The organism is Cutibacterium sp. LaCa_255, assembly GCF_057458005.1.
In genome coordinates this window covers 1,568,262-1,587,334 of the sequence record NZ_CP190956.1, presented here as the reverse complement: position 1 = coordinate 1,587,334, position 19,073 = coordinate 1,568,262, and the positions used below count along the sequence as shown (strand labels likewise).

19 protein-coding genes, 1 tRNA gene and 1 other RNA gene are annotated in these 19,073 nt (G+C 62.5%); 16 read left to right on the top strand and 5 right to left on the bottom strand.

The window, feature by feature from the left end:
* Positions 1-2: 2 nt before the first annotated feature.
* Positions 3-461 carry a DUF3515 family protein gene (locus ACP8ML_RS07135; protein ID WP_171048563.1) on the bottom strand — a complete coding sequence of 153 codons (459 nt, stop codon included), beginning with the start codon at positions 459-461 and terminating at the stop codon, positions 3-5.
* A 51-nt stretch (positions 462-512) separates the two neighbouring features.
* Between ACP8ML_RS07135 and ACP8ML_RS07130 the strand changes: the two genes are divergently transcribed.
* Complete coding sequence (locus ACP8ML_RS07130; RefSeq protein WP_004810989.1) at positions 513-1,475, top strand: thiamine-phosphate kinase; 963 nt, start codon at positions 513-515, stop codon at positions 1,473-1,475.
* A 50-nt stretch (positions 1,476-1,525) separates the two neighbouring features.
* Here ACP8ML_RS07130 and ACP8ML_RS07125 read toward each other — a convergent pair whose 3' ends face one another.
* Entirely contained in the window at positions 1,526-1,780 is a 255-nt protein-coding gene (locus ACP8ML_RS07125) for an amidase (RefSeq protein ID WP_065674085.1), read from the bottom strand.
* A 19-nt stretch (positions 1,781-1,799) separates the two neighbouring features.
* On the opposite strand from ACP8ML_RS07125, the gene ACP8ML_RS07120 reads away from it, so the two are divergent.
* Positions 1,800-4,172, top strand: coding sequence for an FtsK/SpoIIIE family DNA translocase (locus tag ACP8ML_RS07120; protein WP_065674046.1), 2,373 nt, complete (start codon positions 1,800-1,802; stop codon positions 4,170-4,172).
* A gap of 78 nt (positions 4,173-4,250) precedes the next feature.
* Here ACP8ML_RS07120 and ACP8ML_RS07115 read toward each other — a convergent pair whose 3' ends face one another.
* The gene (locus ACP8ML_RS07115; RefSeq protein WP_004810996.1) at positions 4,251-4,823 is read right to left on the bottom strand and encodes a DUF805 domain-containing protein; all 573 of its coding nucleotides are present in this window, start codon (positions 4,821-4,823) and stop codon (positions 4,251-4,253) included.
* 152 nt (positions 4,824-4,975) lie between these two features.
* Positions 4,976-5,049: transfer RNA gene (locus ACP8ML_RS07110), tRNA-Val, on the bottom strand.
* Between the two features lie 98 nt (positions 5,050-5,147).
* Here ACP8ML_RS07110 and prfB point away from each other — a divergent pair.
* The 12 genes from prfB to ssrA all read left to right on the top strand — a co-directional run bounded on the left by prfB (position 5,148) and on the right by ssrA (position 16,077).
* Positions 5,148-6,254, top strand: a complete 1,107-nt coding sequence (gene prfB / locus ACP8ML_RS07105; protein ID WP_172590591.1) for a peptide chain release factor 2 — start codon at positions 5,148-5,150, stop codon at positions 6,252-6,254.
* 10 nt (positions 6,255-6,264) lie between these two features.
* The gene (gene ftsE, locus ACP8ML_RS07100) at positions 6,265-6,951 is read left to right on the top strand and encodes a cell division ATP-binding protein FtsE (RefSeq protein ID WP_117189208.1); all 687 of its coding nucleotides are present in this window, start codon (positions 6,265-6,267) and stop codon (positions 6,949-6,951) included.
* A gap of 32 nt (positions 6,952-6,983) precedes the next feature.
* Entirely contained in the window at positions 6,984-7,886 is a 903-nt protein-coding gene (gene ftsX / locus ACP8ML_RS07095) for a permease-like cell division protein FtsX (protein ID WP_212750683.1), read from the top strand.
* Between the two features lie 46 nt (positions 7,887-7,932).
* The gene (smpB, locus tag ACP8ML_RS07090; protein WP_004811003.1) at positions 7,933-8,415 is read left to right on the top strand and encodes an SsrA-binding protein SmpB; all 483 of its coding nucleotides are present in this window, start codon (positions 7,933-7,935) and stop codon (positions 8,413-8,415) included.
* Between the two features lie 98 nt (positions 8,416-8,513).
* Positions 8,514-9,569, top strand: coding sequence for an N-acetyl-gamma-glutamyl-phosphate reductase (gene argC, locus ACP8ML_RS07085; RefSeq protein WP_117189206.1), 1,056 nt, complete (start codon positions 8,514-8,516; stop codon positions 9,567-9,569).
* An 11-nt stretch (positions 9,570-9,580) separates the two neighbouring features.
* Positions 9,581-10,747 carry a bifunctional glutamate N-acetyltransferase/amino-acid acetyltransferase ArgJ gene (gene argJ / locus ACP8ML_RS07080; protein WP_117189204.1) on the top strand — a complete coding sequence of 389 codons (1,167 nt, stop codon included), beginning with the start codon at positions 9,581-9,583 and terminating at the stop codon, positions 10,745-10,747.
* Complete coding sequence (argB, locus tag ACP8ML_RS07075; RefSeq protein WP_004811010.1) at positions 10,744-11,676, top strand: acetylglutamate kinase; 933 nt, start codon at positions 10,744-10,746, stop codon at positions 11,674-11,676. The genes argJ and argB overlap by 4 nt, the downstream gene beginning before the upstream one ends.
* Positions 11,677-11,686: 10 nt before the next feature.
* The gene (locus tag ACP8ML_RS07070; protein ID WP_036980101.1) at positions 11,687-12,886 is read left to right on the top strand and encodes an acetylornithine transaminase; all 1,200 of its coding nucleotides are present in this window, start codon (positions 11,687-11,689) and stop codon (positions 12,884-12,886) included.
* A 145-nt stretch (positions 12,887-13,031) separates the two neighbouring features.
* Positions 13,032-14,438 (top strand): argininosuccinate lyase, encoded by a 1,407-nt coding sequence (gene argH / locus ACP8ML_RS07065; RefSeq protein ID WP_117189258.1) that lies wholly within the window; start codon positions 13,032-13,034, stop codon positions 14,436-14,438.
* Positions 14,435-14,968 (top strand): DUF1707 SHOCT-like domain-containing protein, encoded by a 534-nt coding sequence (locus tag ACP8ML_RS07060; protein WP_117189202.1) that lies wholly within the window; start codon positions 14,435-14,437, stop codon positions 14,966-14,968. Before argH ends, ACP8ML_RS07060 begins: the two co-directional genes overlap by 4 nt.
* Positions 14,969-15,065: 97 nt before the next feature.
* The gene (locus tag ACP8ML_RS07055; RefSeq protein ID WP_171048562.1) at positions 15,066-15,677 is read left to right on the top strand and encodes a DUF1707 SHOCT-like domain-containing protein; all 612 of its coding nucleotides are present in this window, start codon (positions 15,066-15,068) and stop codon (positions 15,675-15,677) included.
* A 29-nt stretch (positions 15,678-15,706) separates the two neighbouring features.
* Positions 15,707-16,077, top strand: a transfer-messenger RNA (tmRNA) gene (gene ssrA, locus ACP8ML_RS07050).
* A 301-nt stretch (positions 16,078-16,378) separates the two neighbouring features.
* Here the strand turns inward: ssrA and ACP8ML_RS07045 are convergent.
* Positions 16,379-17,242, bottom strand: a complete 864-nt coding sequence (locus ACP8ML_RS07045; protein WP_117189198.1) for an amino acid oxidase — start codon at positions 17,240-17,242, stop codon at positions 16,379-16,381.
* Positions 17,243-17,661: 419 nt separating this feature from the next.
* On the opposite strand from ACP8ML_RS07045, the gene ACP8ML_RS07040 reads away from it, so the two are divergent.
* Both ACP8ML_RS07040 and mtrA read left to right on the top strand, forming a co-directional pair.
* Positions 17,662-18,240, top strand: a complete 579-nt coding sequence (locus ACP8ML_RS07040) for a YqgE/AlgH family protein (RefSeq protein ID WP_065674053.1) — start codon at positions 17,662-17,664, stop codon at positions 18,238-18,240.
* A 64-nt stretch (positions 18,241-18,304) separates the two neighbouring features.
* Positions 18,305-19,015 carry an MtrAB system response regulator MtrA gene (mtrA, locus tag ACP8ML_RS07035; protein ID WP_117189196.1) on the top strand — a complete coding sequence of 237 codons (711 nt, stop codon included), beginning with the start codon at positions 18,305-18,307 and terminating at the stop codon, positions 19,013-19,015.
* The last annotated feature ends 58 nt before the right edge of the window (positions 19,016-19,073 follow it).

Here is a 19,073-nt window from a genome sequence, read left to right as displayed (position 1 = left end):
CCTCACTGGCAGGGCTGCACCACTGGCACCTTCTTGACGGTGGCCGACAGGTCGACCAAGGCATCGGCCTCCGGGGCGTACGTGGCAGGAACGGTCACCTCGACGTTGCCAGCCCTCCCGATGGTCGTGAAGCGCCAGCCGTCCTCGATCTGCTCGGCGAACCAGCCCACGTCGTTGATGACGTCACATCGCGACGTTGGTTCGAGTTTGGCGGGCTTGTCCACCCCACAGCGCAGCACTATGCGGGGGCCACCCCAGGTCGCCACCGTCCCGTCATGATCCTCGAGGTTCGCTCCGGCAACCGTCTGTGGCAGATCGGCCATCGCGGCCTGACATCCGGCAGCGGCTGAACCGCTGGGAGACGGATGGGTGATGGGTTCCTCGTTCGAGCACGCTGCTGTGCCGGCCAACAGACAGACAGCCAGCATGGTTGCGCACCGGGTTGCATGATGGATGGGCACGCACTCACGCTAGCGTGTTCTCGACCACCAGCCCGGTACCAAGGAGATCCAATGGCCACCACGACGACCATTTCCCAGGTGGGGGAGTTCCCGCTCATTTCCTCCATCGTCAGGGATCTGCCCATGAGCCAGGCCGTCACCCTGGGACCGGGGGACGACGGTGCCGTCTTTCAGGTTGACGGATCTGTCGTCGTCTCGACCGATGTCCTCGTCGAAGAGGTACATTTCCGTCGCAGATGGTCGACGGCTACCGATGTCGGTCGGAAAGCCGTCGCCGTCAATGTCTCCGACATCGAGGCGATGGGCGCTGTCCCGGTCGCCCTCGTCGTCGGATTCTCCGCGCCGGGAGATCTGCCGGCGTCCTGGGCCCGGGAGTTCATGGCAGGAATGGCTGCCGAGGCCGAGCAGGCTGGGGTGAGCGTCGTGGGAGGTGACACGACCGCTGGACCTGTCATCAGCATTGCGGTCACCGTGATAGGCCAGACAGCTGGGATGGCCCCGGTCCGGCGTGACGGCGCCGTGCCTGGAGACGAGGTGGCAGTCGTCGGTCAGCTTGGCCTGGCTGCTGCTGGACTCGTGCTGCTCGGTCGAGGATTCCGGTCACCGCGTGCAGCGGTCTCGGCCCAACGATGTCCTGAGGTCCCTTACGGGCAGGGACGGGTGGCGGCTCAGGCGGGCGCCCACGCGATGATTGACCTCTCGGACGGCCTGTTGGCCGATCTTGGCCACATCGCAGAGGAGTCTGGATTCGCCATCGACGTCAACACCTCGGTTCTCGACATCGAGGAATCAGTGCGGACCGTCGGCATGGCCACCGGGATGGACCCGCTCGACTGGGTGCTGGCCGGAGGGGAGGACCATGCCTTGGCGGCAACCTTTGCTCCCGGCACCGTTCCGGAGGGATGGACGGTCATCGGGCGGGTCCTTCCGCCCGACCAGGTCGCCGACCCCACGGTTCTCGTCGACGGCCAACCGTGGCAGCGTGAGCGAGGCTGGACCCACTTCCATTCCTGAGATGACCACGGCATTCACATCGCGTTCGAGCGATGACACTCGCTGATCAATCACCTGACTCTCCGCCTGGCCTGTCGGCTGCTGGTGGCCATGGTTGATAACGTCAATGACATGGCGACCCGTGCGTCTTCCCCAGCGCGGTCCCGAAATACGACGGCGAAGAAATCGTCACGTGGCTCGGGCACACGCTCGAACGGAAGCAACAAGAAAACGTCGACCAGCTCGAGGAGCAGGTCGACGCCACCGAGTGCACCCGCTTCCACGAATCCGGTGGCCCGAGCGCTGTCGGCAACTTGGTCGGGTATTGCTCGCGGACTGGGAACTATGGTCCGCGGTATCGGTGGACGTCCCGCGGAGCCTGAGGTGACCCACGACGGTACCGGGCTCATGCTGCTGTTGTTGTCGGCCCTGGTAGCCGCTGGATTCTGGTTCGATCTGCCCGGTGGCTTCGGCAACGGCTTGCGAATGGGGGTGGCGACGATCTTCGGGTCGCTGTCCTACGCCCTGCCGCTGCTCGGGCTAGCCATGATGTGGCACACCCTGCGTCACCCGGCGACCAACGGCACGGGTGGACGCCAGGTAATGGGCTGGGTGTGTTTCTTCCTCGGCCTACTTGGCGTCGTCAACATTGCCCACGGCCTTCCCCGCCCGGATCGTCCTGAGGCAGTCCGCGCCGCCGGCGGCATGCTTGGTTACATCTCCTCGAGTCTGCTGGCTGACCTGCTGACGAAGTGGGTTGCCTTGCCTCTGCTCATCCTCGTGACGGTCCTGGGCGTGCTCCTCATCGTGGGACGCCCCCTCGTTGACGGGGCCGCACGGGTGCGAAACGCCTCTCGTCGCGCGGTGGCCAAGCCTCGTGAGATCGAGTCTCGCCGGGCCTACGACACCCCTCTGGTGACAGACACCCTCGTTGACCACAATCCTGACGAGATCGCCACACAAGAGATGCCCTCTGTCAAGGGTCGTCGTTCCAGGAAGCGCAAGAGCAGCTCCGAGCGCACCGATGAGAGTCTTGACGCGATCTTTGACGCCGAAATCGTCGATGAGCACCCTTCCGACGTGGCCGGGGATTCCTTGCCGCTCGATCTTCCGACCGGGGACGACGAACCTGCCAAGGAACGCACGACTGCCGGGTTGCCGCAGGGATTCACCGTTCACGAACATGCGGACCTCGAACCCCCGGCCCATGAACCGATGCCAGCTCGCGTCGAGCAATTGCAGCTCTCCGGTGACATCGCCTACACCCTGCCGGCCTCTGAGCTGCTCCATCCGGGATCGATTCCGCAGGCTCGCACGGAGGCCTCTGACGCTGTCGTCTCCAAATTGTCGTCGGTCTTCGACGAGTTCGGGATCGACGCCCAGGTGACTGGCTACTCCCGTGGCCCGACGGTGACCCGTTACGAGGTCGAGCTCGGAGCGGCCGTCAAGGTCGAGAAGGTCACCGCACTGAGCAAGAACATTGCCTATGCGGTGGCATCCCCGGACGTCCGCATTCTGTCGCCCATCCCCGGCAAGTCGGCCATCGGCATCGAGATCCCCAACCGCGACAAGGAAATCGTCTCCTTGGGCGACGTGCTGCGCTCCTCGAAGGCTCGCAATGACCACAACCCGTTGGTCGTCGGCTTGGGCAAGGACGTCGAGGGCGGGTTCGTCATCGCCAATGTCGCGAAGATGCCGCACCTCTTGGTGGCCGGTGCGACGGGTTCCGGTAAGTCAAGCTTCGTCAACTCCCTCATCACGTCTGTGATGATGCGAGCGACCCCCGACGAGGTCCGCATGATGCTCGTCGACCCCAAACGAGTGGAGTTGACCCAGTACGAGGGGATTCCTCACCTGGTCACCCCCATCATCACAAGTGCCAAGAAGGCTGCCGAGGCCTTGCAGTGGGTGGTCCGCGAGATGGACCAGCGTTACGACGACCTGGCCGCCTTCGGCTTCCGCCATGTCAAGGACTTCAACAAGGCTGTGCTGGCGGGAGAGGTCACTCTTCCGCCCGGTTCCGAGCGGGTGCTGGCCCCTTACCCATATCTGTTGGTCGTCGTCGATGAGTTGGCTGACCTCATGCTGGTGGCCCCGCGTGACGTCGAGGACTCCATCGTCCGCATCACCCAGCTGGCCCGAGCTGCCGGCATCCACCTGGTACTGGCCACCCAGCGGCCGTCGACCGACGTCTGCACCGGCCTCATCAAGGCAAACATACCGTCCCGGCTGGCCTTCGCGACCTCCTCGATGACGGATTCTCGAGTCATCCTTGACCAGCCGGGCGCCGAGAAGCTCGTCGGTCAGGGCGACGGACTCTTCCTACCGATGGGAGCCTCCAAACCCCTGCGTGTTCAGGGATCCTGGGTGTCGGACTCCGAGATCCACCAGGTCGCCGCTCACGTGAAGTCCCAGATGGAGGCCCATTACCGCGAGGACGTCGCCGCCCCTACCGCCGAGAAGAAGGTTGCCGAGGACATTGGTGACGACATGGAGCTCGTGCTCGAGGCGGCCAAGCTCGTCGTTGAGTTGCAGCTGGGATCGACGTCGATGTTGCAGCGCAAGCTGCGCGTGGGATTCGCCAAGGCCGGTCGTCTCATGGACATCTTGGAGACTCGCAATGTCGTCGGGCCGTCGGAGGGCTCCAAGCCTCGAGACGTGCTGGTGCGCCCTGACGATCTTGACGACGTCCTCGCGAATCTGCAAGCAGAAGCCTGAGGAACCCAAGAACTGAGGTACGCGAGAGGGGTCCGAACAATGTGTTCGGACCCTTTCTGATGTCTGGTGACTGAAGAGTTACTCGGTGACGGGCAGCGGCTCCTTGTCGTAGGACTGCCACGCATTCTCGTCGGAATCCTGGACGAGGTAGACCAGCACCCAGATCCAACCAATGACCGGGATGAGGGAGATGAGCAGCCACCAGCCGGTGTGGTTGGTGTCGTGCAGGCGGCGCACACCGATCGCGATTGAGGGGATGAGAGTACCCAAGAACCAGATGGTGCTCAGGACCGCGTAGAGCCTCGCCGGGTCGTTGGGGGTCCCGTCCATGGCGAAATTGATCGCATTGAGGATCATCTCGACCAGGATCGAGAAGAGGAAGATCCACCAGTACTCGGATCGGGATGCCCGCCCGTTGAAGACGGCGTAATTCTTGAAGAAGAGTTTGACGGCGCGGCCGAAATCGACGTGCGGCCTTCGGTGGTCCTCGCCAGACGGGTCACTGTGATTGGAGTAAGGATCTGGAGCCTGGTAGGGATGAGCGGTCACAGGCTGTCCGAACTGGTCGAAACCGCCTTGCGCGTGGCTCTCGCTGGGCCACTCCGGGCCGCCAAAATAGTCAGGTTGCTGTGGGTGGTTCGGCTGTGTCATGCGAACTCCTTATTCATCAATTGACGGCAGCAATATTCAGGATACCTGAATGGCACAGCACCGTCACAGCGTACACAACCAGACATGCAAAGGTGGTTCGTAGCCGCCAAAACGTAGTACCTGACCCGAATGCGATCTGCGGCGCGCAAGGGTGGGCGCAGCCGGGCTCGAACCGGCGACCTCCAGCGTGTAAGGCAGGCGCTCTGACCAACTGAGCTATACGCCCCGGACGCACCACTGTAGCGAGTCATGAGTGCGAGCACACCGTCCGGGTCGGCGTCGTCGCAGCTGAGTTGTCGTCGTGTCCCTGTAGAGTTGGTCGACGTGGCATTGGTAGACCTTCAGCAGACCGTCGAGGAGCTTGGCGCATCCCTTTCCTCGATTGAGAACGTTCTCGACCCCGAGGCCAAGAAGGCCGAGATCGCGGACCTTGAGGAGGAGGTGGCCGCCCCCAATCTGTGGGATGACCAGGAGAACGCCCAGCGGGTGACCTCCAGGCTGTCTGCCCTTCAGGCTGAGATTGAGCGCTTGGAGCGACTGCGTTCTCGCATCGAGGACGTCCAGGTCCTGCTGGAGTTCGCAGCTGACGGCGATGACGCAGAGTCCCTGGCGGAGGCGACGAGTGAGACGGCCAAGCTTCGTGAGGATATCGACGCTCTCGAGGTTCGTACCCTGCTGTCCGGTCAGTACGACGAGCGTGAGGCGGTCGTCACCATCCGTTCGGAGGCTGGTGGCGTCGACGCGGCTGACTTCGCCGAGATGTTGCTGCGGATGTACCTGCGTTGGGCCGAGCGTCACGGTTACAAGATCGAGGTTCTTGACACCTCGTACGCAGAGGAGGCGGGCATCAAGTCCGCGACTTTCGTCGTCCATGCTCCCTTCGCCTACGGCACCTTGTCGGTCGAACAGGGCACTCACCGTCTGGTGCGTATCAGCCCCTTCGACAACCAGGGACGTCGTCAGACCTCCTTTGCCGGTGTCGAGGTGCTCCCCGTCGTCGAGGAGACCGACCACGTCGACATTCCGGAGTCGGACCTGCGCGTCGACGTCTTCCACGCGTCCGGCCCCGGTGGCCAGGGAGTCAACACCACCGACTCGGCTGTCCGCCTGACCCACCTTCCCACTGGCATCGTGGTGAGCTGTCAGAATGAACGTTCCCAGATACAGAACAAGGCTGCTGCCCTTCGAGTCCTGCAGGCCAAGCTGCTGGAGAAGGCGCGCGAGGAGCAGGAAGCCGAGATGAACTCGCTGAAGTCGGAAGGCAACTCGTGGGGTGCCCAGATGCGCTCCTACGTGCTGCATCCGTACCAGATGGTCAAGGATCTGCGCACCAATCACGAGGTTGGCAACACCGACGCGGTCTTCGACGGCGACATCGACGACTTCATTGACGCCGGCATCCGTTGGCGTCGCAAGAACGAGACTGACTGACGGGACAGACGTGATCACCTTCGAAAACGTCACGAAGACATATTTCGGACAGAGTCAGGCCGCTTTGTCCGACGTCAACGTCGACATCGACAAGGGGGAGTTCGTCTTCCTCGTCGGCCAGTCCGGTTCGGGCAAGTCGACTTTCATCCGACTGATCATGCGCGAGTACCGCCCGACGAGGGGAACCCTCTACGTCGCCGGTAAGAACCTCAATCAGCTGAGGTCGTGGAAGGTGCCGGCCCTGCGTCGTCAGATCGGTACGGTATTCCAGGACTTCCGCCTGCTGCCGGGCAAGTCGGTCTATGACAACGTCGCCTTCGCGATGCAGGTCATCGGCAAGTCGACCAAGGAGATTCGTACCGTCGTCCCTGAGACCTTGGAACTGGTCGGCTTGGACGGCAAGGAGAAGCGGACGCCCGATGAGCTCTCCGGTGGTGAGCAGCAGCGCGTCGCCTTGGCCAGGGCCTTCGTCAATCGTCCCAAGATCCTCATCGCCGACGAGCCGACCGGAAACCTCGACCCTGATACTGCCGTGGGCATCATGAAGGTCCTTGATCGCATTAACCGCACTGGTACCACGGTTGTCATGGCCACTCATGACTCGACGATCGTCGACCAGATGAGACGACGAGTCATCGAGCTCGAGTCCGGACATGTCGTCCGGGACGAGAACGAGGGCGTTTACCGCAACTCCTGAGATCCCCGACACGAGACAGAACGAGGAAATACATGCGTCACACCTTGCGAGAGACGTGGTCCGGGCTGCGCCGCAATGCGACGATGACCCTGGCCGTCATCGTCACGATGTGGGTTTCCCTGTCCCTGTTCGGGGCGGCCCTGCTGGCCACCCAGCAGGTCGACCTGCTCAAGGGCAAGTGGTATGACAAGGTCGAGGTCTCGGTCTTCCTGTGTGTTGACGGCGTCTCGGGGGCGCAGTGCTCGGGGGAGAAGGCCGCCACTCAGGCTCAGAAGGACGAGATTCGTCAGGCTCTGCAGACCAATCCCCAGGTCTCGCATGTCTACTACGAGTCCAAGCACGAGGCCTTCCAGGAGTACCAGCGCATCTATGCGGATTCACCGGTCAAGGACGTTCTCACCGAGGACACCATTCAGGACTCCTATCGCGTCAAATTGGTCGATCCCCAGCAATATGAGGGGGTGGTGACGGAGGCGCAGGGCCTGCCCGGTGTGCAGTCGGTCGTTGACCTGCACAACGTGTTGGACCCGATATTTCTGTGGATGAATGCCCTCAAATGGGTGACCTTCGGAATGTCGGCGCTCTTGTTGGTCGCTGCGGCCTTGCAGATTGGCAACACCATTCGGATGGCTGCCTTCGCCAGACGTCGCGAACTGGGCATCATGAAGTTGGTAGGTGCTTCGAACGCGTATATCCTCATGCCCTTCCTCCTGGAGTCCCTCATCGCGGGTCTCATCGGAGCGTTGCTGGCCTGCCTCACCCTCGCCTTGGGCGCCGACTTGGTGGTCATGCGCAAGATGGCTCATTTCATCACGACGGTGGCGTGGGTTGGGTGGCCCCAGGTGTGGACCTCGATCGCGTGGATGATCGTCGTGGCCATCGTGTTGTCCGTGGCACCGGCCTACATTGCGACCAAGAAGTACCTCAGGGTCTGAGTTCCTCCGTATAGGATGGAACGTCCTGTGTCGAAGGAGGTCCGCCATGCCCAGGGAACAGGGTGTCAAGGTCGTCGCGCGTAATCGCCGCGCCACCCACGACTACACCATCGGTGATAAGTGGGAGGCCGGGCTCGTCCTACAGGGCACTGAAGTGAAGTCCTTGCGCGCCGGCAAGGCTACCTTGACCGATGCTTTCGCCCAGGTCGATGACAGGGGCGAGGTGTGGATGTACAACCTGCACATCCCCGAGTACGCCTTCGGAACCTGGCGCAACCACGACGTCATGCGCAAGCGCAAGCTGCTTCTCAACAAACGCGAGATCGCCAAGCTGTCGCGGGAGGCTGACGGTCCGGGCAAGACGATCGTCCCGCTGCAGCTGTACTTCAAGGACGGTTACGCCAAGGTCGAGATCGCCGTCGGTACCGGCAAGAAGGACTGGGACAAGCGTCAGGCCATTCGTGAGCGCGACGCCAAGCGTGAGGCGCAACGAGCACTGGCGAATCGCGTGCGCAACCGCAAGCGCTGAATCGTTGACGACCGCCACTGCGCTCACAGTGCGGTGGCGGCATTCTGACTCCACATTGTGAATGCGAATTGGAGGAACATGCGTTCTAGTGTATAACTATGCACATGAGCGCAAAAGGATTCACCGTCGCGGTGGTTGGAGCTTCCGGATACGCGGGAGCTGAGGTCGTGCGCTTGCTGGCCCAACACCCCGAGCTGACGATGGGGGACCTTGCCGCGCACCGGCAGGCTGGCCTCCCAGTGGGCCAGGCGATGCCACACCTGGCCGGGGTGGCGGGGGAACGGACGCTGTCCGAGATTGACGTCAATCGGTTGGCGAGCCATGACGCCGTCGTGCTGGCCCTTCCCCATGGCGCCTCTGGCAGGATTGCCAGCGGGCTCAGCGAGGTCAATCCTGATGTTGTCATCGTCGATGCCGGTGCAGACTTCCGGCTGTCGTCGTCCTCGGACTGGCAGCGCTGGTACGGCGGCGATCATGCCGGCACCTGGACCTATGGTCTTCCGGAACTTCCGCTGGCTGCCGGCGGTTCGCAGCGCAGCAACCTCGTCAGGGCCAGGCGGATCGCCGGACCCGGCTGCAATGCCTCAGCGGTGGCCCTCGGTTTGGCGCCGCTGGTCGACCTCGTCGACACCTCTCAGACGGCAGTGACCCTGGTAGTGGGGACCTCGGGGGCCGGGAAGTCGAGTCGTCCGGACCTCACCTTCTCCCGCATGAGTGGGGGAGCCCACCCCTATTCCGTCGGCAATGCTCACCGGCATATCCCCGAGATCATGCAGTCCCTGCGTACCTCGGGTGCCACGGATCCGCACCTGAGCGTCAGCGCCGTTCTCGTCCCCATGACCCGTGGAATTCTCGCGGTGTGTACCGCACCGTCCCAGGCCTCGACCGCGACACTCGGCGGACGCCTGCGCGAGGTCTACCACGACGAGCCGCTCATTCACGTCACCAATGCTCACCCAGACACCCATGACGTCGCCGGATCGGCGATGGCGCACATCAATGCCGTCGGTGACCTCGACAACGGTCTGGCCACCGTCGTCGTCGCCCTCGACAACCTCGTCAAGGGCACCGCCGGTGCTGTCGTCCAGAGCCTCAATCTGGCCATGGGACTCCCCGAGACAGCGGGGCTTCCCATGGTTGGCCTCAATCCGTGACAGGAGGATTCATGTCCGTTACCTATCCGCTCGGATTCCGCGCCCGTGGCGTCCAGGCCGGGCTGCGAACCAAACCGGCCCCGGATCTAGCGTTGATCGTCAACGACGGCCCTCGCGACACCGTCGCCGGAGTGTTCACGACCAATCGCGTCAGTGCCGCTCCCGTGCAGTGGTCTCGCCAGGTTGTTTCTGACCACAAGGCACGAGCGGTCATTGCGAATGCAGCTGTCGCCAATGCCTGCACCGGAATCGACGGCCTGACGGACTCCCAGTGCGAGGCCGAGCATGTCGCAACACTGGTCGGTTGTCAGACTGACGAGGTGGTCGTCGCCTCGACAGGAGTCATTGGTGTGCGACTCGACATGCCCTCAATCTTGGTGGGAGCCACGACCGCGCACACCTCCTTGGACAGGGGAGACGCCGTTGACGAGTCGGCGGCACGGGCAATCATGACGACCGACACCGTTCCCAAGTCCGCCACCGTCGAGAGGAATGGGACACGATTCGGAGGGATCGCCAAGGGGGCAGGCATGTTGGCTCCCCAACTCGCGACGATGCTCGTCTTCCTTACCACCGACGCCGTCGTGGACCCCGAGGAATTCCAGGACGTCCTGGCCCAGGCGTGTGACGTCACGTTCAGCCGCGTCGACTCTGACGCCTGTATGTCGACCAATGACACTGTCGTTGCGATGTCGTCCGGGGCATCCGGCGTCAGCCTCACGGGTGATGCCCTTGTCTCTACCCTGACCGACTTGTGTGCAACCCTGGCTCGCCAGCTCGTCGCCGATGCCGAGGGATCCCACCACGACGTCAAGGTGACCGTCCACGGAGCGACGAGTACCGAGGCTGCGGTGGCCGTCGCACGCGAGGTCACCCGATCCAACCTCGTCAAGACCGCCATTGCCGGCAACGACCCCAACTGGGGACGAATCCTGGCAGCTGTCGGATGCGTGCCCGAGGACGTGGCCCCCTACGATCCCGACGCGGTGGACGTCTCGGTCAACGGCATCCAGGTGTGCAGATCGGGAGGGATCGGCGACGACCGCGATCTCGTTGACATGAACCCGCGAGAGGTCCACATCGACATTGACCTGCACGCTGGTGATGCCGAGGCCGCGATGTGGACCAATGACCTGACCCACGAGTACGTCGAAGAGAACAGCGCATACACATCATGACCCTTGCCCTTGACATTCCCCTCAACGATTCACAGTTCTCGGCTCAGCGAAAGTCAGAGGTGCTGGTTGAAGCGCTACCTTGGATCAGACGGTTCCAGGGCCGGACCGTCGTCGTGAAGTACGGTGGCAATGCCATGGTTGACCCGGGCTTGCAGCAGGCCTTTGCCGACGACATCGTCTTCATGGCGTCGGTGGGTATCCGTCCGATCGTCGTCCATGGCGGTGGACCTCAGATCAACGCCATGCTCGCCGAATCCGCGACACCCGTGGAGTTCCGCAACGGTTTGCGGGTGACGTCTCCCGAGGTCATGGAGGTCGTCCGGATGGTGCTCGTGGGCCAGGTCGGTCGTCAGCTCGTCAACCGGATCAATTCCTACGCACCACTTGCGGCTGGCATGTCGGGCGAGGATTCCGGATTGTTGGCGGCGCGGAAGTCTCGGGTCATCGTTGATGGGGAACGGATCGACATGGGCTTGGTCGGAGACATCGTCGACGTCAACACCGAACTCATCAACTCCATGTTGGATCGCGGGCAGATCCCCGTCATTGCCCCGGTGAGTCCCGAGGTCGACGAGGCCGGCCGACCGACCGGGCAGGTCCTCAACGTCAACGCTGACGCCGCTGCAACCGCCATCGCCCAAGCTCTGTGTGCCGAGAAACTCGTCATGCTGACGAACGTTGCTGGTATCTACGGCGCCTGGCCGGATCCGCACACCCTCATCTCGGAGATCTCGGACACGGATCTGCGCGCCATGATCCCTCGCCTGGGGGAGGGGATGCGGCCCAAGGGTCAGGCCTTACTCGACGCCATTGACGGCGGGGTCGCGAGCGCGGCAATCGTCGACGGACGAATCGAGCACGCCTTGTTGTTGGAGATCTTCACCACCAGGGGAGTCGGAACGATGGCCCGGCGCGATGACTACGTCTGAGGGGATGACGATGACTGACGATCAGACGACTGGCACTTGGCGGGAGCGCTACCGGCGCGACCTGCTCGGCGTGTTCGGCAGCCCCCAGCTGTGCCTGGAACGCGGTCACGGTTGCGTCGTCGTCGACAGTGACGGCAAGGAGTACCTCGATCTGCTCGGCGGTATTGCCGTCAACGCCCTGGGCTATGCGCATCCCGCATGGGTTGAGGCCGTCAGCCATCAGGCCGCGACCCTTGCCCACGTTTCGAACTTCTTCACCACCGGGCCGCAGCTCGACCTTGCCGAGAAGCTGTTGGCCCTGGCCAAGGCTCCACAGGGATCCGCGGTCTTCCTGTCGAACTCGGGTGCCGAGGCCAATGAGGCGGCGGTCAAGATCTGCCTTGCCCGTGACCCCGGTGGTCGAATCATCGCGCTCGAGCATGCCTTCCACGGCCGGACCCTGGGTGCTCTCTCGGTGACGCACAAGATCGCCTACCGTCAGCCCTTCGGCCCCTCAGCCGTTGACGTGACCTTCGTCCCTGCGGAGGACCCCGATTCTCTCGCCGCTGAGTTGGACAAGGGCGACGTGGCCGGGGTCTTCGTCGAGCCGGTTCAGGGAGAGGCCGGGGTCGTGCCGCTGTCAGTGGCGTACCTGCAACGGGTACGTGAGCTGACGGCCTCCCACGACGTCCTCATGGTCGTTGACGAGGTGCAGTGTGGGATGGGGCGCACCGGTCACTGGTTCGCTCACCATGGCGCTCACATCACACCCGACATCATGACCCTTGCCAAGGCTCTGGGCGGCGGCTTCCCCATCGGGGCGACGATGACCTTCGGACCCGACGTCTCCGGCATCCTCTCCGCCGGACAACACGGGACGACCTTCGGCGGCAACCCGTTGGCCTGCGCGGCGGCCTACTCAGTCATCAACACCATCGAGTCCGAGGATCTGCTGGCCCATGTGCGTCAGATCGGTACCTTGCTGTCGTCCACGCTGAGGCAGTGCCATCCTCGCATCACCGAGGTGCGGGGCAGTGGCGCCTTGCTCGGTGTCCAGTTCGATTCCGAGATTGCTGCCGACCTCGTCGTTGCGGCCCGCGACGCTGGGTTCATCGTCAATGCGGCCAATCCGTCGACGCTGAGGCTGGCCCCTCCATACATCCTGACCACGGAGCAGGCCCAATCCTTCGTCGACGCCCTCCCCGGCCTCATCGACGCGGTGACCGTCTGACAATCTGGTCGGGGTCCCCGGGAAACGCCACAGATGAACGGGGACGGTCATGGTGGTGGGTAAGCTGAAAATCACGTCCCCGAGTGAGGAGTTCTTCTTGACCACCGAACCGCACGACCACAACCGGAACAGCTCTGACCGTCCGATGGCATTGTGGGGTGGACGCTTCTCCGGTGGGCCGTCCGACGCATTGGCGGCCCTGTCCGTGTCGACCCAGTTCGACTGGCGGCTGGCGCGCCACGACATTGCTGGCTCCAGGGCCCACGCCGGAGTTCTCCACACCGCGGGTCTGCTAGACGACGAGCAGTACCAAGGCATGATCGAGGCCCTCGACAGGCTTGAGGACGATGTCGTCTCCGGACGATTCGTCGCCGGCCCTGATGACGAGGACGTTCACACCGCCCTCGAGCGCGGCCTCATGGAACGAGCTGGTGACGATCTTGGCGGACGTCTGCGTGCTGGTCGCTCTCGTAACGACCAGATCATTGCGCTGCTGCGGCGGTATCTGCGTGAGGAGGCTCGTAGCCTGGCCGGCGAGGTACTGGAACTGGTCAACGTGTTGGCGCGACGGGCCGAGGAGGCTGGTGACGCCGTCATCGCTGGTCGTACCCACATGCAGCACGCCCAGCCGGTGCTGTTGGCTCATCATCTGCTTGCTCACGCCTGGCCGCTGGTGCGCGACGTGCAGCGTTTCCGTGACCTCGATGCCAGGATGGACTGCTCTCCGTACGGCTCGGGGGCCCTTGCGGGGTCGTCACTCGGTCTGGATCCGGAAGCCGTCGCACGGGACCTCGGGTTCTCCTCGTCTGCTCCCAACTCGATCGATGGCACCGCGGCTCGCGACGTCGTTGCCGAGTTCGCTTTCGTGGCTGCCCAGGTTGGGGTTGACCTCTCGCGGCTCAGCGAGGAGATCATCATCTGGAATACCCGCGAGTTCAGCTACGTCACCCTTGACGACTCGTTCTCGACCGGGTCGTCCATCATGCCGCAGAAGAAGAACCCCGATATTGCCGAGCTCGCTCGTGGCAAGGCGGGCCGACTCATCGGCGACCTTGCTGGTCTCATGGCTTCCCTCAAGGGCATGCCGCTGGCATATGCGCGGGACCTGCAGGAGGACAAGGAGCCGGTCTTCGACCAGATCGATCAGCTCCATCTGCTGCTTCCTGCCGTGACCGGGATGATGGACACCGCGGTGTTCAACACCGAGCGCATGGCCGAGATGGCTGGTCAGGGATTCTCCCTGGCCACCGATGTCGCCGAGTGGCTGGTGCGACAGGGGGTGCCGTTCCGCGTCGCTCATGAGCTTTCCGGGGCATGTGTGCGTGAGGCCGAGTCCCAGGGCAAGGAATTGGCCGATCTCACTGACGACGAGCTGGCCGCCATTGATCCCCGACTCACCCCGCAGGTCCGTGAAGTCATGACGGTCGAGGGGTCGGTGCGCTCCCGGTCCGGACGCGGTGGCACTGCCCCCGTCCGCGTGGCCGGACAGATTGCTGAGTTGCGAGATGCTGTTTCGCAGTTGAGTGATTTCGGGAGGGACGTGTCCCGATGAGTTCCGGGTGGCAACCGGAGAATGCCTCGCTGCGGGTGACCAACACACAACGCGAGAGAGTCCTCGACCACATCAATGACGCCTACGCCCACGGAGTGATTGACGACGCGGAGCGAGAGCGTCGCACCGAGATAACCTTGTTGGCGCGCACTCGGTCCGAGCTTGACCAGGGCTACCGTGGGCTGCCGTCCTTCAAGCCATCGGTTCCGGAAGCCATCAGGGCACCCCTGCCTGACATTCCTGCCGAGAGGACGACGAAGGGAGTCGGGCTGTGTGCCTTGTCAGCATTCATCAGCGGACCAATCGGTCCGGCCATTGGTGTTGCGGTGACGAGGAGGGGATCCTGGGCGCGACGCAGGGTGAAGCGCCAGTTCATCACTCAGGTTGTGTTCTTCGCCTTGATGGGCTTCTTCGGTGCGTTCTCTCCTTCCGCATTCTCTGGTGACAGCGCGGCGCTCGGTACGGTCGGACTGATCTGGATGATCGTGACCATCGTCCAGGCGATTCGCGGATTCGAGGGACAAGACTGAGACGCTGGTCTGTGTTCATGCCGTGGCCCTATGACCGCGGTCGGTGTCGAGGTGGCCTTCATTGGTTTGGGCAACGGACCGAATCACGATGGATGTCGTGAATAGTTGTCAGCCGTGGCAGTCGGGAGAGGATCAGTGGCTCGTCAACGACGCTCAGCGTGATCGAGTCGTTGACTTCTTGCGAAATTCCTATGTCGACGGTCGTCTCTCGCCTGCTGACTTCGAGGACAGGGTGAGTCGTGCCCTGGCTGCGGTGACACGAGCTGATCTCAATGCGACCCTGGCTGGTCTAGCTGTCATCGGTGGTCGGGCCCGTTCCCCTCAGACTGCACGTATCGCTCCTGGGGAATCGTTGGCTGCCGGGCTGATCGGGTTGTCTCCGCTCTTCCTCGGGCCGCTGGGTCCGATGTTGGGTGTGGCGATTTCGCCTCGAGGTTCCTGGACTCGTCGTCAAGTTGCCCATCAGGCCAATTTCCAGGTGCTTGCCTTGTTGTTGGCCATGGTTGTGTTGGGGGTTGTTGCCAAAACGGGCATGCTTGTCATCGCCTTCCCCCTCGTCGGAATGGCGTGGTTCGCCGGGACGATCACTCACGCCGCTCGTGCCTTCGAGGGTGTCGAGTGGACGAATCCGCTGCTCGACGCGATCCCGCTGAAGTTCTTCGACGACGGTCGGCGTCGGCTGACGGGTTCGGTGACTCGGGGCCGATGAGGTAGACTTGACTGGTACAACACCATAGAGGGGATGACTGGTTTCGACTTGGAATGGTTGTTCCAGGAGAAGCGGGCCGAGGACCCAGGGTCAACTCGTTAACGACCCCTGGAAACCTATAAGTGCCGAGAACACTCGCACTGACTTCGCTCTCGCTGCCTGATCAGTGATCGAAGGGTCAGCCCGGATGTAGCCTTCCGTCCGGATTCTGGCCTCATTTAGAAGGCTTGCTGTACAGCCGTGGTCACGGAGGCTGTACGGGACTTTTCCGTGACTGGGCTTGTCTGCACCATGTCGGTGTGAGTGCAGGAGCCGAGTAACAACGACAGCATCGACTGCGCCCGGAGAATGTCTGGACGGTCTTTCAAGGACGCGGGTTCAATTCCCGCCATCTCCACTGAGTGCCTGCTGGCGTTGGTACATTGGCGCGCCGGCAGGCATTTTGATGCTGTCTACGCTGGGGCCATCGGTCCTAACCGGGGGGCAGGAGGACCGGGACATCGAGCGCACTCTCTACTACCCGAGGAATAGAACGGGACGAGCTGGTCAATGTCCAAATCGGTCGGGGTACTCACTCGATAGGTTGCAACGACCAGGACAGTGTGACGGCCTTTCCGGTTGAACCCGTCGTCAACCGGAAAGGCCCTCACGGTGGCTCATGATGCCGACCTTAGTCCTTGGCCCCAACCATCAACAGGCGCTCAGCAAACCTTGTTGACGACTTTGCTCGTGGTCAGCAGCTGGTTGGTCAGAGTGGTGCTCGAGGGGGAACTGGACGGTTGCCCGGTGTATGTGATGGTTGCTGACTGCACATATGACCTGAGACTAAATGATGACCATCCGTCATTAGCGATCATCCGGAATGTTGCCGGCATGATGAGGGTTTGCCCGTAGTACTTGCTCTTTGCCTGGGTCACCGTGGATGACGCCGTGGTCGTGTAGGTGAGCGTGCCGGTGACCTTCAGGGATCCGTCTGGCAATGTGGTTGTTGTCGGCGCGGTGACGGACCAGTTGCCAGCGACACTTTGGCTGTTCAGATAAGTCGCGTTGCCAGTTACCGTGACTAGTCTTCCAGAAAGCTCTTTAGTCCAGTCGTCCCGGTTCACCTTAATGTGGTTCGCCGCGTTCTGGGCCTTTTGCGGAACGATGACCTCGATATCGGTCACGAAGGTGGCCCCACGGTTCAGCGTTGCGGTCGAGCCAGGAATATATCCGGTGCCCGTCTGTGGCGACGTGGTGGGAACGGACCACCAGAAACCGCTCGACGAAGCATAAGAGCCATCCGCTCCCGATGAAATGTTGGTGACGGGAGTGAGTGACCCTTCACTGTTGTGAAAGTAAGTGAATAACCCTTCACTGGTGTGCACGTAGGCGCCATTGGTGTAGCACGTGTCAGAATCGTCCCAATGGGTGTCAGTTTGAGGGCTGCTACCGGACTTGACTGCAGCGAAGTATTTGCTGGGGGTCGTCGGGTAGTTGCCGGTAGAAGGATCGTCGGTTTGGTCATATCCGACATAATTCTTCGTCTTCGGATTGCGATTTTCCGGATTGATCTGAGTGGTCATGCCGGTAGTGACAAACAGACCATATTCGGCGGAGGCTGCGGGGTGGGGGGTGGACGCTGCGGAAGCTGGCAGTCGGTGTGCGGAGATGACAGCCGGCGTCGCCCACGCAGTGCCTGAGATCACGGTGCGCCGTCGGATCGCGGGAGAATTCACGATAGCCTTTCACAGTATGGCAGCATAAAAACGGTTTGGTGATACCCTATTGATTGATGCCATGCAAAATAATGCTCATCATATGGTCTCACTGTGTTTGCGCCCATATCTTATGGCTATCCTGCTGCGGATGCCGATCATGTGCCTCTGAACCCCTACACCGTCGAGTTGGTCACAGGTCGACACGATTGAGCTACTGCGGCGGCCGCTTACAGCCGACCTCACATTGACGATTACCTCGAATCACCCCGGCTCTGGGTGACACAATGGGCGTCGTGATACTCGCGAACCCTCTCAAAGCTGGTGACCTGCTGTTGGCGAGTCGCCACATCGACGAGGGGTGCTTCTGCGAGTCCGTCGTCTATCTCATCGACGTCGCCCCTGACGGTGTCCTCGGAGTCATCGTCAACCAACCCTGCTCGGCGGGAACGTTGCGCAGCCAACTACCCGACTGGGAGCCTCTCGCCACCCCTCCGCAGGACCTCTTCTTCGGGGGTCCGATGTCGCCCAGCGGGGCGATTTGTCTGGCTCGTGTGCAGCGTTCCAGCGAGGAGCCTCCCGGGTGGCGACGAGTCCAAGGACTGATCGGTCTGCTCCATCTCGACACCCCGACGGAATTGGTTGTGGGAGCGTTCACGGACGTACGGATCTTTGCCGGATACGCGGAGTGGGGGCCTGGACAACTCGAGGCTGAGCTCATTCGCGGTGATTGGATTCGCGCCATCGCTCACCCGGAGGACGTCTTCTCCTCGGAGCCGCATGGCTTGTGGCGAGCCGTCCTCCACCGCCAGAACGGCACGGCGGCGATGCTCGCCACCGCTACGGACAACCCCGCCCTGAATTGATCGATGGCTGGATGCCGTTGGGACTACGATGTGCACCATCCCGGAATGAGTCAGGAGGTCTGTGGTGGGCGCCACCGGTGAGCATGGGCCGATCCTCGTCGTCGATGACGACCCGGCCCTGGCCGAGATGCTCCAGCTCGTCCTGGTGAAGGAGGGATTCTCAACCGTGTGGGTCGGGCACGGCAACGACGTCATGGACGTCTTTCGGCAGCGCAAACCCGCACTCGTCCTCCTCGACCTCATGCTTCCGGGCCGTGACGGCATCCAGATCTGCCAGGACATCCGACGAGAATCCGGCGCCCCGATCATCATGCTCACAGCGCGGTCCGACACCCCTGACGTCGTTCGTGGATTGGGTGCCGGTGCTGACGACTACGTCTCCAAGCCCTTCCGCTCCGCAGAACTTGTGGCCCGAATCCGAGCCCGACTCCGCACCCCAGCTGCTGAGCGGGATGAGGGGGGAATCATCACCGTCGGGGACCTGACCATCAATCCTGCCGCTCACCTGGTGCAGCGAGGCGGGGAAGAGATCTCCTTGACGCCATTGGAGTACTCCCTGCTCATGACGATGGCCCAACGCCCCAACAAGGTGTTCAGCCGTGAGACCCTGCTGCGGGAAGTTTGGGGCTACACCAGTAATGCGGACACCCGGTTGGTCAATGTCCACATGCAGAGATTGCGCTCCAAGGTGGAACGCAACGCAGAACGTCCACAGATGATCGTGACGGTGCGCGGAGTCGGATATCGCATCAGGACACCCGGGGAGGAAAGCTGATCACCCCAGCGCGGCATGCTGGCCGCCCCCGACGACCTGCTTGGCCCCAGTCCTGGCT

Coding starts and splice junctions, on each gene's coding strand:
- argB (WP_004811010.1), top strand. CDS start 10,744: ATGACCCTTGCCCTTGACATTCCCCTCAACGATTCACAGTTCTCGGCT.
- ACP8ML_RS07040 (WP_065674053.1), top strand. CDS start 17,662: ATGGGCGTCGTGATACTCGCGAACCCTCTCAAAGCTGGTGACCTGCTG.
- argH (WP_117189258.1), top strand. CDS start 13,032: ATGGCATTGTGGGGTGGACGCTTCTCCGGTGGGCCGTCCGACGCATTG.
- ACP8ML_RS07120 (WP_065674046.1), top strand. CDS start 1,800: ATGGTCCGCGGTATCGGTGGACGTCCCGCGGAGCCTGAGGTGACCCAC.
- smpB (WP_004811003.1), top strand. CDS start 7,933: ATGCCCAGGGAACAGGGTGTCAAGGTCGTCGCGCGTAATCGCCGCGCC.
- argC (WP_117189206.1), top strand. CDS start 8,514: ATGCACATGAGCGCAAAAGGATTCACCGTCGCGGTGGTTGGAGCTTCC.
- ACP8ML_RS07115 (WP_004810996.1), bottom strand. CDS start 4,823: ATGACACAGCCGAACCACCCACAGCAACCTGACTATTTTGGCGGCCCG.
- ACP8ML_RS07060 (WP_117189202.1), top strand. CDS start 14,435: ATGAGTTCCGGGTGGCAACCGGAGAATGCCTCGCTGCGGGTGACCAAC.
- argJ (WP_117189204.1), top strand. CDS start 9,581: ATGTCCGTTACCTATCCGCTCGGATTCCGCGCCCGTGGCGTCCAGGCC.
- ACP8ML_RS07130 (WP_004810989.1), top strand. CDS start 513: ATGGCCACCACGACGACCATTTCCCAGGTGGGGGAGTTCCCGCTCATT.
- ACP8ML_RS07070 (WP_036980101.1), top strand. CDS start 11,687: ATGACTGACGATCAGACGACTGGCACTTGGCGGGAGCGCTACCGGCGC.
- ACP8ML_RS07045 (WP_117189198.1), bottom strand. CDS start 17,242: ATGACCACTCAGATCAATCCGGAAAATCGCAATCCGAAGACGAAGAAT.
- ftsX (WP_212750683.1), top strand. CDS start 6,984: ATGCGTCACACCTTGCGAGAGACGTGGTCCGGGCTGCGCCGCAATGCG.